Source organism: Halobacillus shinanisalinarum, assembly GCF_022919835.1.
Classification (GTDB): Bacteria; Bacillota; Bacilli; order Bacillales; family Halobacillaceae; genus Halobacillus_A; species Halobacillus_A shinanisalinarum.
On record NZ_CP095074.1, the window covers coordinates 1,437,216 to 1,452,466 of the forward strand.

The following is a 15,251-nucleotide window of genomic DNA, read 5'->3' on the forward strand; positions in this document are numbered from 1 at the left end:
AAACATAGGCATCCTCAGGCATTGGAGTGACTAATGAATCAGCTGAGGTGACGTCTGTGATGGTGGTCAGTGTATCTTCTGAAAAGGGTTCATTGTAAATTTCAAAAAAACCGATATCCCGCTAAACAGATAAGGGTTTCCCCCGGATGCCCTTTCTGTACGCCCTAACTGTGCGTTGTTCGGATTGTAAATATTACTCAGAAACTTTCTTGGTGACTCTGTATCCTTTTTGATTAATTCACCATCTAGAAAGTATTTATAACCCTTTTCCTTATCTACAACCATAGCCAATGTATGGACGTTACCTTCTTTCAAATCCACAGGGGTAGCTTTAATATGGATGTTCTCTTTCTCCTCCCCCGGTTTCTCATAACGATTTTCGCTTCCAACACTTGTAGGGGTAATGTATAGATGGAAATGACTATCCGCTAAGTTCGTATTACTTAATGAAAAAAGTGACATAATGGAGGATCCTGTATAACGGAACCTTACAATAATCGTCCCTTCTTCTAATTCTTTCAGCTCATCTACCCTCGCATTCAAATTCGTATAGTTCCCATCACTAATCTGCTGATTTTCTACACGTACGATCGGTTCTGGTTTTCCAGAGGACTCGGCGTTTACCTGTGAAGTTTGATGAAAGGTAATAAGAGTCAAAAGGATAGACAGACCGAACAAACCCATTTTTCTAAACATTAATGATCTCCTTTCGATTTTGATGATGGACTTACAAATATCCTAAAGTCTCCTCCCTCTCCAAAAAGGAAAATTTTACTTTGTCAGAAAAATAGTAACATTATGACACGTAACTTTCAATGATTAAAAAGTAATGATTAACAATTGTCAAATTGATTCCAAATCTATCCTTTGTAGAGGCTGGCTGTACGCCACATTAAAAAACAGAGAGGGAATCTACCCTCTCTGCCATCATTGATAAACATTCTCTTGCAAAATCTATATGGTGGTACCCTGCAACAACCCTCGAAGTTTTATCGTCATTTCATCTAGGAAGTTCCTGCAGTAAGCGCATAGTCCAGATGAATGTGTGGTTCGACATAAGGAGGCAATACCATTTTTCCGTTTAGATCGATGACGTTTCATCACTTATTTCGTAAGTATCCGTATCTTGTCACTATCATCAAAGGTCAAGTCCTTGCCCTGTCAGTACCGGACAGAGGCAAAGTAAACCAAAAGGTATGATGATTACCTTGTGACCTGATGCCAACCCTTCCATTATGATGTTCTACAATTTCTTTTGTTATCGCCAGGCCTAATCCTGTCCCTCCTGTTTCACGATTGCGGGAGGAATCTATACGATAAAATCGCTCAAAGATTTTTTCCTGTTTCACTGTGGGTATAGGTTGACCTGGACCTGTGACGGAAACTTTGTATTCCGACTCTAATGATTCTCCTTTTATCAAAATAGGTCCAGTACCCCAGTAGTAGCGAATGGCATTGTCCAGCAAATTACTGACAACCTGGGGGATCCCTTCATTATAGACACTCACCATCTCATGATCTGCTTGAACGTCTACGGAAATCCTTGCTGTCTTTAGGGACCAACGAAACATCTCTACGGATTGATCAATTAATAAGGCCATATCCACAGCTTCTTTTTTAGAAAAAGTCTGGGCTGAGACATAATCCCATTCCTTTAGTTGCTCCAGTTGTTCAAGCATCTTCGTAAGACGCTTGGACTCCTCATAAAGCGATTGATACAGGTGTTGATCCCCTTCTATCACACCATTTTTTAATGCACTAAGATATCCATTTAAATTAGATAAGGGCGTGCGAAATTCATGTGATAAGTCAGATACTAGCTTTTGCCGATGTTGTTGATTGTTCTGCAGTTGCTGAACCAGCCCATTAAACTGAACGATTAATTGCCCGGTTTCATCCTCGGACTTGCTTTCGATAGGGCTTGGATAATGGCCTCGTTTCATACTTTTCGTAGACTCAATCAACTCCCTTAACGGACGTATCAGTTTTTTTGTTAAATAAAAATGAATCATACTTCCGCTCACAATCGCGATAAGGCTGAAAATCCATAAGTAATGAGAGAGAGTCGAATTAAATTGGGACTGTTTATACTCATTCATCGTGGCCATTCCATCGACTAAAAAACAAGCTGTGTTATAAATGGCCCAACTACTAAGGACGATAAAAGCAGAAATAACCGCTATATTTAAAAGTGTTAAACGCCACAAGAACTGTTTTGGAAGCCAAGACCTCTTAATAAACAAATTTATACCCCATTCCGCGGACAGTACAGATACGTTTTGGAACCGCAGGATGATCCTCAATTTTTTCCCGAAGCTTTTTTATGTGTGCATCAATAGTACGATCCAAAACCGTTTTATCAGCCGAAGGATATAGTTGACGAATAAGATCTTCCCTCGAGAGTACCACATTTGGATTTTCCATAAAATGATAGAGAAGATTGAATTCATGTTTCGTCAAGCAAATCTGCTGATCATAAAGCAGCGCTTCCCCTTTTCGCGGCTTTATACATAAACCTTCGTAAACAATCTTTTGACAAAACTGTCCCGTTCTCCGCAGAACTGCTTCAACATGGGCTACAAGTTCCTCTGGATCAAACGGCTTTGTTACGTAATCATCGGCGCCTAATTTCAATCCACTAATTTTATCATCTGTACGTGCTTTAGCCGAGAGCATGATAATCGATACTTCATTACGTTCCTGTTCTCGTACCCATTTGCACAATTCTTCTCCACTAATCTTAGGAAGCATTAAATCAAGAACAATTAAACACGGATGGTAAGTTAAAAAGACATCCTTTGCCGCTTCCCCGTCAGCAGCCTCTACTACATCATAGTCGGCTTTTTTCAAATAAATGCTGACAAGCTCACGGATTAATGGATCATCTTCTACAACTAATATGGTTTGTTTCACGGGATCACCTCTTCCTTATTGTACTCAATAAGAGGGACTCATTTCATCTTTTCAAATTCTTGGATCATACGTTCATAATTTAACGCACCTAAGGCCTTGTATTGAATAATTCCATTCGAATCAATCATAAAGGAAGATGGAATAGGACGTATTTCATAATTCGTAGCCACTTTGCTTTCTTTATCTAATAATATAGGAAAAGTTAAGGTAAACTCGTTCACAAAATCTTTCACTTGTTGAAGATTACTCTCTGTTTGAGTCAAATTGACGGCTAAAACCACAACATCTTTATTTTGATAGAATTTTTCCATATCCGGCATTTCAGCACGACAAGGGGGACACCAAGTAGCCCAGAAGTTCACCATGACGCGTTGGCCCCGGTAATCCGATAGTTTTACATTCTCACCTTCTAATGTCTGAAGCTGGAAGTCGGGAGCAATATCACCTATGTTCAGGCCTACAGCAGCTTCTGAAGTTGTTTTATTCTCTTTATCATTAGAAGTATCGTTCACCTTATCGCTATCCGAACCGCGCTCTCCTTGCTCAATCCCTTTATTCATATCTGGACTTGATGTATGATTCGCTTGAAAAGCAAGGTCATACACCGCCCATCCAAACATTCCGACGATAACAATGATGATCATCGCTTTTTTCATCAATAAATACCTCCTGTTATCCTAAGTTAGAAAACCAGCTATCTTGTACAAGTCTCAGTAAGAAGTTAGATAAACGAGCCATTTGTCCTGTAAACAGAAGCACTCCCATAACAATCATAATGGCTCCACCTGCCTTCATGATTGTTTGACTATAACGAACAAGCCATTTTGTGGAACCAAGGAAAAAAGTAAGTACGAGAAATGGGATCGCAAAACCGATGACATACATGATCGTATATAAGGCTCCTTGCGTTGGATTACTAGCTGCGACAACTAGAATGGATGCAAAAATAGGACCAATACAAGGTGTCCACCCTGCCGCAAAACCCATGCCAACAAAAATGGTCCCTAAGTAGCCAACAGGTTTTTTAGTGAAGTGAAAACGCTTTTCCTTCATAAACCATGTCACTTGAAGCCAGCCCGCTACGAAGAATCCCATAATGATAATGAATATACCGGCAATCCGTTGAAGGAATAGCCCTGATTCACCTGATAACACACCCTGAATCCATTGCCCTAGAAAGGAAACACCTACACCTAAGCTAATAAAAATCATCGAAACACCGAGTAAGAAAAAAACGGCGTGCAGCAATAATTTTCTACGTACCTTCCATTCATTTTGATTCTGGATTTCCTTCACACTCATCCCCGTAATGTAAGACAGGTATGCCGGAAAAATAGGCAAGGTACATGGAGAAAGGAATGACAGAATCCCTGCTCCTAATGCCACCCATATCGTAATATCCGCTGCAGCATTCATTATTTAACCCTCTTTCTATAAAGAATCAGAAATAGACTACTAATAAAAATAACGCTATAAAACCACTGATCTAAGTAGTAGTGAAAAACACTTGTCTGATAAAAAGTGGATAAAACCCATTGCCCCAAGCTCCATCCCAATATACTGACAAACGTAAGTTTTGCAATTGTCGCTTTGCTCTGGAGCAGTATAAGAATGATAAGAAGGGTAACGAGTAACCCTAAGTATCCCCACACATCTTCTCCTCCTCCCCAAGTAATTTGAACAAATTCATACACAAAGGAAGCAGATAAAAAAATATACATAAAGGAGAAGAGTAGATCTAGCAATTTCTGATAGTGATCAACCATTTTGAATTCGCCATATACCATAGTAAATAATACGGCGATATAAAAGGCTCTTGAATCACTTGGATAAGCTAAAATGGCACGTGGATCACTTAAGAATGTTGAGAAATTGACTAAGATTTTTCCAATCCACAGTGAAATGACAAACACAATGAGAAGGGAAATCATTTCATCTGATCGTTGCTTTGTTTCTAACTTTGAAAAAGGGCTTGAAAGCCGAAAAAAGATAAAGCCCACTATAAAGCTCCCCACAACTATTATGATTGAGCTTTTTATCACGAAAGGACCTATGATCCAAGCTGATGGCATAGCAGCAGCTCCTCCTGTATAAAATAGATTCTAGTTAGATTATAAAACTGGAATATGAAAGTTTAATGAAAATAGGCAAATTCATAATCGAACGATAAAGGTTGCAGGTCCCACCTTAGATCGTAAAAAGAGCCTCAGCCAAATGACCATATATTTTAAAAATAATCGTCGCTGCACCCTAGACTTAAATTAAAAAGGCCAAACATAGGGATCGCCTATGTTTGGCCTTTTCCAATCTAGCCCCTAAATTATTTAATCGGGCCGTTATTGATCTGAGTTAATCCTTTATTCACTTCGAATATTTTACCGTTAACTGGCTCAATACCAAAGCCCTTTAGTCTCTCTGTGTGCATCGTTAAATAGTTTTGAGCTGACTCTTTTGACTCAAACAAATAAATACCACCAGCTTCCTTTGCCTCCCTATCTTCCGTCCAAACCTTCCATAAGAACCCTTCTTCCTCATTAATACTTTTTGCTAGATCAGAAAATTCTTCAACCATCTCATCACCGAATGGTCCATCCATTTTGAAATCCACTTGTAAGATATATGCCATGTTTAACACTCCTTTTTAAATTCATCAACAATCAGTCATTAATTACAAGATTTTTTCTAACTATAATTCAGCATTGTTCAGCGAACGCGCCCCAATATCTGATCAATTCGGGATGATCTCTATTTATCATTTCTTTATAACGGCCTGAATAACATGCCCTAGACCTACATGTCTTTTTCCTTCCTCCCGCTCCGCTTCACCGTAATAAAAATGAATACATTTGTAATTTTTAATCCAATTTAGGATATCTACTGGATCATATAACATATCAACAGATTTTGGACCACCTGTTTGATATTTAAGTTGAGCTTCGGAGTAAATTTCAAAGATGATATACCCACCTGGTTTCACTGAGTTAATCATACTTTCCATAAAAAATGGCTGATCTTTTTTGGGAACGTGTCCAAATACCATTATTGCGGCATCATATTGATTTGTTTTAACTTTTTCTTTAGTCAAATCCATCGCAAACGTTTCTACGTCAACATGATTTTGACGGGCCAATATTTTCGTTTTTTCAAGACCGATCGTTGATTGATCATAAGTGGTTACATCGTGACCAAGTTTTGCTAAATAAACTGCATTCCGACCCTCACCTTCAGCAAAACAACCAACCTTTGAATGCTCCGGAATTATATGACTTATATTATTTATAAATACATTTTCGCTTTCACCATAAACAAAATCTTGATTTGAAAAACTGTTATCCCAGTGTTCTTTTGACATAAACTTTAATCTCCTTTTCTAAATAGCATTGCACTATAATCTTCAAAAGTAATGTATCACAACAATTATATAAATACATAAGGAAAAACGTTAGGATGACGTACGGTAGTTTGTGTAAAAGTTGAATATATCTTAAGTCTAAGGAAACGACGAACTAAAAAAACCCAATTTCCCTTATCTTTAAGAGAAATTGGGTTTTCATTCAATATAGTTTGTCGAGTTTTTCTACTTCTAATCAACTAACAAAAAAGATCCGATAACTCTCACTCGTCCTAACGACCTCCCCCGACTACCTAATGAATAACCCATAAAAAAACAGGCTAACCAGCTGAACCGGTTAACCTTATAATACAAGCCCCTTTAACTCTCATATAATAACTCTTTTTTAAGCCCTTACTTTAGCTAAAATAAAAAGTTAGTATTAATTTACTTTTGATGGTTGTACGTCTGCAGGAATGGGGCATTCATAATGAGTACCGTTCAGTGTTTCTAGTAATTCCTCTTTGGCGTTCTCTATAATTTCTTTATTTTCTAATGCCTTAATAGCTGTCAATGTGAGGATTTTTGACACTTGCAGCAACCCCTTTTGAGCAATCGTTGAGTTGCCTTGTGCGACCATTTGCCAACTATGGAGAGGGGTTCCTAGCGCACATGTTGTCATCATGCATTGAGCAGTAGGAGCGATCCAACTGACGTCGCCCACATCCGATGAACCTGGTACCACTGCATTGGAGCTATATCTTGGGTAGATTTCTTCTGCTAAATATTGTTCAGAACGGATCGTGACTTTTTCATTTGCGATAGCAACAAGTTGTTCTGCATTATTTTTTTCGCTTTTAGTCAACGTGTTCCAAATCTCATTTGCATATTCTTTCTCTTTGTTTGAATATGTCGGCACCGATTTCAGTCATAAGGCTGTAACAATATCAGCAATTCTTATGCAATGGATCTTAGTAATATTAAACCGATCATATTCTTTTTTGTTTCGATATGCATCTTACAAGTCTTCTCTAAATGATTTATCCATTATAACTGTTTGATATCTTCATCCAATTGAGTTAATCCGAAAGAATAAACATAACAAAAGCTTCTGTACACAGGATTGAGATACGGTCCGCTTTCTTCCATGATTTAATTTCCAGAAACGATAAAGCTTAATTGCGCAACAAGGAGCCAATACATCAAATTCTCCTAGACCTGAGATAGACGATTACTCATCAGCCTGTCTTCTTACTATTTGATATAATCCTTGAAGGGCTTTTACACGAACGATAATGGAGCCTTCCCCTTCAACATTAATTTATTAAATTTACTTCACAAAAAGTGGAATTAATTTTTGCTCATTCACATCCACTAACCCCAGATCACTGATCCTAACCTCTGGAATAACCGTCAGCGTCAATGAAGATAGAGCCATTGACGGGGAACGCTTGCCCACTTTAACCCCCATCGATTGAGCTTTTTCATTAAATCGTTCCACTTTTGGAGAAAGTTCTTCTATCGTCTCAGGAGACATTAGTCCCGCTAAAGGAAGATCTACTTGTGCAACAATCTCTCCCTCTTCCACAAGACAGAGTCCTCCACCAGAAGCCTGCAATTGTTCCGTAGCCAGCAGCATATCACGGGCGTTTGTCCCTGCTACTACCAAGTTGTGGCTATCATGGGCAACAGTTGTCGCATACGCTCCACTTTGTAGACCTGAATTTTTCAAAACACCTACAAAAGGTTTGCGGTTCTGTCCATGGCGGCCTATCACGGCTGCAAAGACATAATCATCAGGTAACGAACTTATTTCTCCATTGCTTACGTCGACATCTAAGCTTCCCTGTGCCGTTGTCCCAATAGATGTCATTTCCATTGTGTTCAGAGTAGCTGTACCATTCTGTATCGGTGCATGGATCATAAAATCCTCTTCCTTTAATGGAGGAAGAACCACTGTATTCTTTAGTAATGGCGGGATGCTGCTGTTAATGTCAGCCGTCACTTCGCCATCTGACACCATTTGGGTTCCTTGTACAAATACATCACGAACTTCCATGGTTTCCAAAGAATCGACCAGGGAAAAATCCGCTACATACCCTGAAGCGATGGCTCCTCGATCTCGAAGTCCGTAACGAATGGCTCCTCCAAGTGTGGCATAGCGAATCGCTAGTGGTGCAGGAATGCCTTCTTCAATCGCGCGGCGAACCACTCGATTCATCTGGCCGTTTTTCAACATATCATTAGGCTCTATATCATCTGTGCACATAGCTATATTCGAAACATAAGGTACGGATTTCCATGCCTTTGCAGCAATATCGGCAAACTGGCTCACACTGGATTCCCTAATATAAATCATCATTCCTGCTCGCAATTTTTCAAGAATTTCTTCCTCTGAGCGGCTTTCGTGATCAGAATTCACGCCGGCGGCTAAATAAGCATGTAATGGTCGACCGGAAACTCTTGGTGCATGTCCTTCATTTAATACGCCAAATTCCAGTCCCTTCTCCACAATGCCTGCCATCCGCAGACTTTGGTTGATGACGCCTGGATAATCCATTAACTCAGCGATGCCCACTACATCAGGAAGTTTCAGCAATTCGGCTATATCATGCGGGTTGAATTCTGCTCCCGCAGTCTCCAAACCTGGAACAGCTGGCACACACGAAGGAATTGTTGTAAGAATTCGAACAGGAAGTCCTTGACTTGCTTCCACCATATAGTTAACTCCTTCAGCCCCCATAACATTGCCGATCTCATGTGGATCAACAACAGCCACTGTGGTCCCATGTCTGAGAACGGCTCTTGCGAACATATCGGGTGGAATCATTGTACTCTCAATGTGGACATGGCAATCAATAAAGCCTGGAACGGCATATTTGCCTTTCGCATCTATTTCCGTGTCACCTTCCATCCAAAACTCCGGCTCGTTATTTTCATAGCGTGCGATAGCCGCAAAGCGATTTTCCTTCACCCCTATGTCCGCACGATATATCTCAGCAGTGAAAACATTGACTAGACTAGCCTCACGTATCACTGTGTCCATCGGCAGATCCCCTCGTGCAGCAGCAACTATATCTTGGCGTGTATGTGCCATATCAATTAACCCCTTTCGATTCATATAATGTCTTAATGTGCTAATGTAATAAAATAAAAAATAAGTGGGATGAGTAAAACATATAGGCCAGGATGAATTTCCTTGTAACGGCCGGATAAGCTTTTCACAAGCACATAAATAATGATTCCGGCTGCGATCCCGTTCCCAAAGTTAAACGTGAAAATGGTGATCACTATCGTCATAAAGGCAGGGAGTGACTCTGTTACATCATTGAAATTAATATTTCGAACAGATGAAAGCATCGTTAGTCCGACTAGAATCAGTGCCGGAGCTGTGGCTTCCGTAGGGATGATCATGATTAACGGCGTAACAAATAATGTTAAAAGAAATAAAATACCAGTTGTAAGAGATGTTAACCCTGTTCGCCCTCCGGCTTCAACTCCCGCTGCCGATTCAACATACGTCGTGAGTACAGGAACCGAAAGGAATGAACCGACCGTCGTACCTCCAGCATCTACCAAAAAAGGTTTGTTAATCTGTGGCAAGTCCCCATTTTTATCCAGCATGTTTCCTTTACCCGCTACCCCCAGCATCGTCCCAAGACTTGAGAAAAAGTCAGGCACGAAAAATGCCAGCAAATATGGAAAATAAGAAAGTTTGAGAGCCTCCATAATATCCATTTCAAATGCTACCGGTGCCATACTCTCAGGGAGTGAAAAGATGGAACTCGGCAATTGAGTAATTCCCATTGGGATTCCAATCAAAGTTACTATAACGATCCCGATCAAAAGGTGGCCTCGTACATTCCTAGCCAAAAGGACACTCATAATTAGAAAGCCTATAAGTGCCAAAATGGCATTAGGGGAGCCAATATCCCCCAGCTGAAGCGAATTCGCTTCTTCGCTTGCCACGACAAGACCTGCATTCCTAAACCCAATCAAAGCAATAAAAAGGCCTACCCCTGCACCAATCGATAATTTAATAGCTGGCGGCATTAAACGTACGATCAGCTGCCTTAATCCAAAAATAGTAAATAAGACAAAAAGGATACCGGAAACGAATACCATCCCCATCCCTACTTGCCACGGTATTCCTTCCGCTACCGCCAACGTTACGGCAAGAAAGGCTACCGAACCTAACCCCGGGGCAAGTGCAAAAGGACGATTACTATATATTCCCATCGCTATGGTTACGATCCCAGTCATTAAAATAACAGCCACCGTTACAGGTCCTTTAGGCATCCCTGCTTCTTCAAGCATACCCGGAACGACGATAAGCACGTAAAGCATCGTCATAAACGTCGTCAATCCCGCAATAGCTTCTGTCTTCACATCCGTTTTATTTTGCGTTAACTGAAACAACTTTTCTCCAAATTTTAGCTTATCCATTATATAGTCCTCCAAATCGTATTAAAAAATGATCCTCCAGCGCTTAATTTTCTTATCCAAGTTAAAACAACAAAGATCAAATGACCTACGGAAACAATTGTGATGACCTCCATTCTTCTAGTTTTTTCCATAATGATACGGTGCCGGGTAAGCATGCAAGAAAAGGTGCGGGTAAAAAAAGGACTTCCCGCCGTTTCCCGACAAGAAGCCCTTTGGTAGTGTATGAAGAAAAAGGTAGACGTCACCTATACCGAAACGTACTCTTTCCGTCCTTCATCTCTACTTCGCCATCCTTGTCAGCCTCACGGGACTGATTTAAAGGTACCTGTATAAAGTTGATCTTATTATGTCAGGATCATTCAGTTGTTGTCAATGGAATATCTAAGTGATTACTTTCTATCTCAGGTTAAATTTGGTGCATTCACCAGACCCTTCAAAGCTAATATCAATGCTGGATCAGAATACAAAAAACCTGGATTCCTGTTACAAAGGGCTTCAGAATCCAATAGAAACCAGCTTGTTCCATGAAATTAAGCTAAAGAACTCGATGATTCCTTACATTGTTTTCATTAATTTACCAGCAGCCTTCACACGTATCTTCGTTGCGTTCCCAGGCAGATAAGCCAGCGGAACATCTTCCAAGTCAACGATGGTTAGTTCAGATGGGTCAGCCCCAGCTTTTATGGCTTCCTCACGTGCCATATCCTTTGCAAGCTCTAGAGTCCTCTCTCTCCCAAGTTCATCTATGGAAAAAATTCGTTCTACCTGACCACTTACTTGAGAAATGGCTGCACCAATCGCATTTGCAACCCCGAAGTGATCTGGTCGTATCACTTCGGAAGCTCCTTTTAAATCTTTTGGAAACAGGATACTACCTCCGCCTACTAAAATCACGGGTACTGGATCGCCGCTTGTTTTCATTTTATCCAGTGCTTCCTCTACCATTTCTACCATCCGGGAGTAGACGTTTTGTAACATGTCTTGATCGAGATGTGCTACCTTGTCTGGGTCTCCTAAATGAGTAATTCCTAAAGCTACTGCAACGTCTGTAGTCGTAAGTGTATTTCCACCAAAAATCATGGCTTCTTTAGAGAGTTTATGTCCCACGCTCTCAGGTCCTATTTTAATCTCTCCATCCTCTAAGACATGGACAACTGTCCCCCCGCCTAAGCCAATCGATAGAATATCAGGCATACGGAAATTCGTTCTCACTCCACCTACTTCAACGGCTAGTGAAGATTGACGGGGAAACGAGCTTACGAGAACACCGATATCCGTCGTTGTTCCTCCTACATCTATTACTAAGGCATCTGACCGGTTTGTTAAATAAGCCGCTCCTCTCAGACTATTGGTTGGACCACACGCGATGGTTAGTATCGGATACTTCACTGTATATTCTACAGACATTAAGGTCCCATCATTCTGTCCAAAGAAAACCTTTGCCTCTACCCCTTCTTTCTGCAAAGCCTGTATGAAACCATTAGCTGTTGTCCTTGCAACGTCAACGATCGAAGCATTCAGAATCGTAGCATTTTCGCGCTCAAGCAGACCCACACTTCCAATTTCACTAGATAATGAAATCGGGAGTTCTTCCCCCAAGATTTCTGCCAGGATCTTGGCGACACGTGTTTCATGATCACTCGATACGGGTGAGAACACAGAAGTAATCGCAACCGAATCTACCTTTCCTTTAATCTCTCTGGCAATCTTGTAAATTTGTTCTTCATCTAATTCGACAATCTCTCGCCCATCGAATTCGTGCCCGCCTTTTACAATATACGTATGTTGATCAAGGATCTCTTTCAAGTCGTCAGGCACTCCGACTAATGGCTTTATGGCAAGTGTTGCAGGAGCACCAATCCGTATCACAGCTACTCTATTTAAACGTTTACGTTCTACAATGGCATTCGTACAATGTGTCGTACCTAGCATCGCATAATTAATTTTTTCCGCAGGTACTCCTGATGAGGCAATCACCTCTTTCATTGCTTGATAAATTCCGGTACTCACGTCTTCGGTGGTTGGTTGTTTGATTTCAGAAATGACACGATAGCCTTCGTCTAGTACCATGGCATCTGTATGTGTTCCTCCTACATCAATTCCAATACGGTAACTTCCCATGTTACTTTCCTCTTTTTCGATTAGTTCTTCAATGGGTTGAAAGTCCACGTCATAACCAAAATAACGAGGTCCAACTGCCTCAATCCCTTTTGAACTTCTCCATTTCGGGTCACAAGGCATTCCAACCACTACGCAACGGGCCCCATATCTTAGTCCTTCCGTAGTAATTGGCATTCCTGTTTCCGAGTCCAGTACCGCTATCAGATCAGGTGTGACACATTTCACTTCATTGTTTGTACGAGCCATTAAATGTTCATTCTGAAAGTGAAGATACAGTTCTTCATTCTTGTCCTCTTTAAGCCCTTGTATCGTAGCCATCCCACGTGCGAATCCAGCTTCAGTCTTCCGATCAATATCCGTAACCTTCCCTGTAAATAATCGATAGCCATTCGCCACGTCTAGAATTTCTGCGATCGGATCCTTATTGTTCTGTTTCGCCTCCCGAACCCTGCGTCCGATTTCTTGTTCTAGCAACAAGATATTTGGTATAGAGGCTGACTTTACTTCTTTTCCTGACATCGGGTAAATAGACAGCATGGTCGATCCGCCCATTTCTACCGTAGCTGCCCTGGCAATTCGTTCCGCCCAGACGTTGTTCACCGTATTCAACAATGTACTATTTCCTTTCTCATCAGACAAAACCATAGGTGTCGCAGAAACTCCATCTAAATAAAACGTCACCATTTGGAGCTCTGGAAAAGCTCGACCCATTCCATCCGCATCAATAACAGGCAATCCTAATCTTGCCGCCAAAGCAAAAGGCAACATGGAGTTCACGCCACCCGCTTCAATTGGCATCGTGGCGTAAATCTCTTCTCCTAAATAGTTTTTTATCGCTTCAAAAGCAGCTAAAGCTTCTTCACCATTCGGGATTTTTTCCACCATTACTGTTGGAGCCCCCATCATCGCTGAAGGAACCACTAGGGCATCCTCAGGAACTTCATCGACACTTAACAATTGGATGGGACCATATTCTTCTATTGCCTGCAAGGCCATCAGCTTTCCAATGTAGGGATCACCACCACCACCAGTCCCCAACAATGTAGCACCAATCGCAATATCTTCTATTTCCTGCTTTCCTATATATCTCATCACTAACTCCCTACCTTTCGATATTGGTCGTTCCTCTGTGAAGGGTTATCCCTCAAGAATTTCGCTACAATGAGTTGCAACCCAAACGCTATAATAAAGGCATCAAGACCTGAAGCCCCTGTCAGTTTAAATAACCCAAAACCATTCGGCGCCGGGGTCGTCATAAATGCAACGGCAGCCGCTGCAACCCATACAATCGTGCTCATTACATCCACACGCTTCATACGATCGATATATCGATAACTATATTTACTTGGGTTCACCAAATAATCCGCCACATATATTCCGCCTATAGGTGGAATTAAAGCACTTAAAAACACTAAGAAAGGAATAAAGTTTTCATAAATACCGCCGATAGCCATGGCTGTTCCTATAAAACCAGCCATAATCGTTAACACAAACTTCGGCAGTTTGGAAAAAATCACTGAAAAACCTAGAGCCGATGAGTAAAGATTGTTATCATTCGTCGTCCATTGGGCTAAGATCAAAATGCCCATCGCAGCCGTTCCCCATCCCAGCTCAAGCATAATCTCTACGATATCTACTTTCATGGTAGCCTTGGCTAATATGGCCGCAATGATCAACACCACACTAAACCCGCCAAAGAACCCAACGAACGAGGATATAACGGCGTCTTTTGTAGACCTTGCATACCTTGAAATATCTGGACCGATAATCGCTCCGATCGCAAGTGAACCGATGATGAGTGAAACAGAAGCACCAATAGTAAGCGGATCGCCAACTAAGGGAGCATTGCGAATCTCTGTAAAGGACGTATCACCCATGACTTTAATTAGTGATGAAACAAGTAATAAGCCTAATAACGGCACAGCTAGTAAACTAAGTTTTTCAATGGCTTTGTATCCAATAACAGCCGTCGTCGTCATAAGCACCCCGCCTAGTATAACCAATGCTTTAGGCGGAACATCAATGGAAAAAACTTCAGCCAATATATAGTGCAAGCTTGAACCAAATAAATCCACCTGAACTCCAAACCAACCAAACAGGGCAATCGCAATGACTATAGACACCGCATAAGATCCGTATTTACCTAAAGCAAACCTTGATACCAACGAAGTGGACAGCCCCGTCTTTGCCCCTACGATTCCACATAATGCACTAAGCACTGCTAAAATAAAGGTTCCAATAAAGCTGGCTAAAATACTGGCTCCTAAAGATAACCCGCCACCTAACGTGCCGCCTAATACAGTGGCAGATAAGGCAATCACAGCTCCCATCCACACAAAGGATAACGTTAGCCAGCCTTTTCGTTTTTCTTGTGGTACAGGCTCTCTCTCATAATCTTTGACAAGTTTCTTTTCGGAGCGTTCTGTCATCCGTGATTCCT

The 15,251-nt window shown here is 41.1% G+C and carries 13 protein-coding genes and 1 pseudogene; all 14 read right to left on the reverse strand.

Annotation, left to right across the window (positions count from 1 at the left end; all coding sequences use genetic code 11):
* Positions 1 to 66: 66 nt before the first annotated feature.
* Complete coding sequence (locus MUO14_RS07220; RefSeq protein WP_244754568.1) at positions 67 to 696, reverse strand: sialidase domain-containing protein; 630 nt, start codon at positions 694 to 696, stop codon at positions 67 to 69.
* A gap of 449 nt (positions 697 to 1,145) precedes the next feature.
* Positions 1,146 to 2,243, reverse strand: a complete 1,098-nt coding sequence (locus tag MUO14_RS07225) for a HAMP domain-containing sensor histidine kinase (RefSeq protein WP_244754569.1) — start codon at positions 2,241 to 2,243, stop codon at positions 1,146 to 1,148.
* A complete protein-coding gene (locus MUO14_RS07230) occupies positions 2,233 to 2,913 on the reverse strand; it encodes a response regulator transcription factor (RefSeq protein ID WP_244754570.1) in 681 nt (226 codons plus the stop codon). Before MUO14_RS07230 ends, MUO14_RS07225 begins: the two co-directional genes overlap by 11 nt.
* A gap of 38 nt (positions 2,914 to 2,951) precedes the next feature.
* Complete coding sequence (locus tag MUO14_RS07235; RefSeq protein ID WP_244754571.1) at positions 2,952 to 3,569, reverse strand: peroxiredoxin family protein; 618 nt, start codon at positions 3,567 to 3,569, stop codon at positions 2,952 to 2,954.
* Between the two features lie 16 nt (positions 3,570 to 3,585).
* Positions 3,586 to 4,329: a cytochrome c biogenesis CcdA family protein gene (locus MUO14_RS07240; RefSeq protein ID WP_244754572.1), complete on the reverse strand. Its 744-nt coding sequence runs from the start codon at positions 4,327 to 4,329 to the stop codon at positions 3,586 to 3,588.
* Entirely contained in the window at positions 4,329 to 4,985 is a 657-nt protein-coding gene (locus tag MUO14_RS07245) for a hypothetical protein (protein WP_244754573.1), read from the reverse strand. The genes MUO14_RS07240 and MUO14_RS07245 overlap by 1 nt, the downstream gene beginning before the upstream one ends.
* A gap of 248 nt (positions 4,986 to 5,233) precedes the next feature.
* Complete coding sequence (locus MUO14_RS07250; protein WP_244754574.1) at positions 5,234 to 5,539, reverse strand: monooxygenase; 306 nt, start codon at positions 5,537 to 5,539, stop codon at positions 5,234 to 5,236.
* A 126-nt stretch (positions 5,540 to 5,665) separates the two neighbouring features.
* Positions 5,666 to 6,265, reverse strand: a complete 600-nt coding sequence (locus MUO14_RS07255) for a class I SAM-dependent methyltransferase (protein ID WP_244754575.1) — start codon at positions 6,263 to 6,265, stop codon at positions 5,666 to 5,668.
* Between the two features lie 421 nt (positions 6,266 to 6,686).
* The gene (locus tag MUO14_RS07260; protein ID WP_244754576.1) at positions 6,687 to 7,109 is read right to left on the reverse strand and encodes a zinc-binding metallopeptidase family protein; all 423 of its coding nucleotides are present in this window, start codon (positions 7,107 to 7,109) and stop codon (positions 6,687 to 6,689) included.
* Between the two features lie 465 nt (positions 7,110 to 7,574).
* Complete coding sequence (ade, locus tag MUO14_RS07265; RefSeq protein ID WP_244754577.1) at positions 7,575 to 9,341, reverse strand: adenine deaminase; 1,767 nt, start codon at positions 9,339 to 9,341, stop codon at positions 7,575 to 7,577.
* A 32-nt stretch (positions 9,342 to 9,373) separates the two neighbouring features.
* Entirely contained in the window at positions 9,374 to 10,690 is a 1,317-nt protein-coding gene (locus MUO14_RS07270) for an NCS2 family permease (RefSeq protein WP_244754578.1), read from the reverse strand.
* Between the two features lie 555 nt (positions 10,691 to 11,245).
* Positions 11,246 to 12,811, reverse strand: coding sequence for a hydantoinase/oxoprolinase family protein (locus MUO14_RS07275; protein WP_244755505.1), 1,566 nt, complete (start codon positions 12,809 to 12,811; stop codon positions 11,246 to 11,248).
* Between the two features lie 12 nt (positions 12,812 to 12,823).
* Positions 12,824 to 13,903: pseudogene (locus tag MUO14_RS07280) on the reverse strand (DUF917 domain-containing protein); the annotation flags it as partial.
* 2 nt (positions 13,904 to 13,905) lie between these two features.
* A complete protein-coding gene (locus tag MUO14_RS07285; RefSeq protein ID WP_244754579.1) occupies positions 13,906 to 15,240 on the reverse strand; it encodes a cytosine permease in 1,335 nt (444 codons plus the stop codon).
* Between the last annotated feature and the right edge of the window lie 11 nt (positions 15,241 to 15,251).

What these genes read in the sequence shown, in the direction of transcription:
- MUO14_RS07220 (WP_244754568.1), bottom strand. Translation starts at nt 696, where the DNA reads ATGTTTAGAAAAATGGGTTTGTTCGGTCTGTCTATCCTTTTGACTCTT.
- MUO14_RS07235 (WP_244754571.1), bottom strand. Translation starts at nt 3,569, where the DNA reads ATGAAAAAAGCGATGATCATCATTGTTATCGTCGGAATGTTTGGATGG.
- MUO14_RS07240 (WP_244754572.1), bottom strand. Translation starts at nt 4,329, where the DNA reads ATGAATGCTGCAGCGGATATTACGATATGGGTGGCATTAGGAGCAGGG.
- MUO14_RS07245 (WP_244754573.1), bottom strand. Translation starts at nt 4,985, where the DNA reads ATGCCATCAGCTTGGATCATAGGTCCTTTCGTGATAAAAAGCTCAATC.
- MUO14_RS07250 (WP_244754574.1), bottom strand. Translation starts at nt 5,539, where the DNA reads ATGGCATATATCTTACAAGTGGATTTCAAAATGGATGGACCATTCGGT.
- MUO14_RS07255 (WP_244754575.1), bottom strand. Translation starts at nt 6,265, where the DNA reads ATGTCAAAAGAACACTGGGATAACAGTTTTTCAAATCAAGATTTTGTT.
- ade (WP_244754577.1), bottom strand. Translation starts at nt 9,341, where the DNA reads ATGGCACATACACGCCAAGATATAGTTGCTGCTGCACGAGGGGATCTG.
- MUO14_RS07270 (WP_244754578.1), bottom strand. Translation starts at nt 10,690, where the DNA reads ATGGATAAGCTAAAATTTGGAGAAAAGTTGTTTCAGTTAACGCAAAAT.
- MUO14_RS07275 (WP_244755505.1), bottom strand. Translation starts at nt 12,811, where the DNA reads ATGGGAAGTTACCGTATTGGAATTGATGTAGGAGGAACACATACAGAT.
- MUO14_RS07285 (WP_244754579.1), bottom strand. Translation starts at nt 15,240, where the DNA reads ATGACAGAACGCTCCGAAAAGAAACTTGTCAAAGATTATGAGAGAGAG.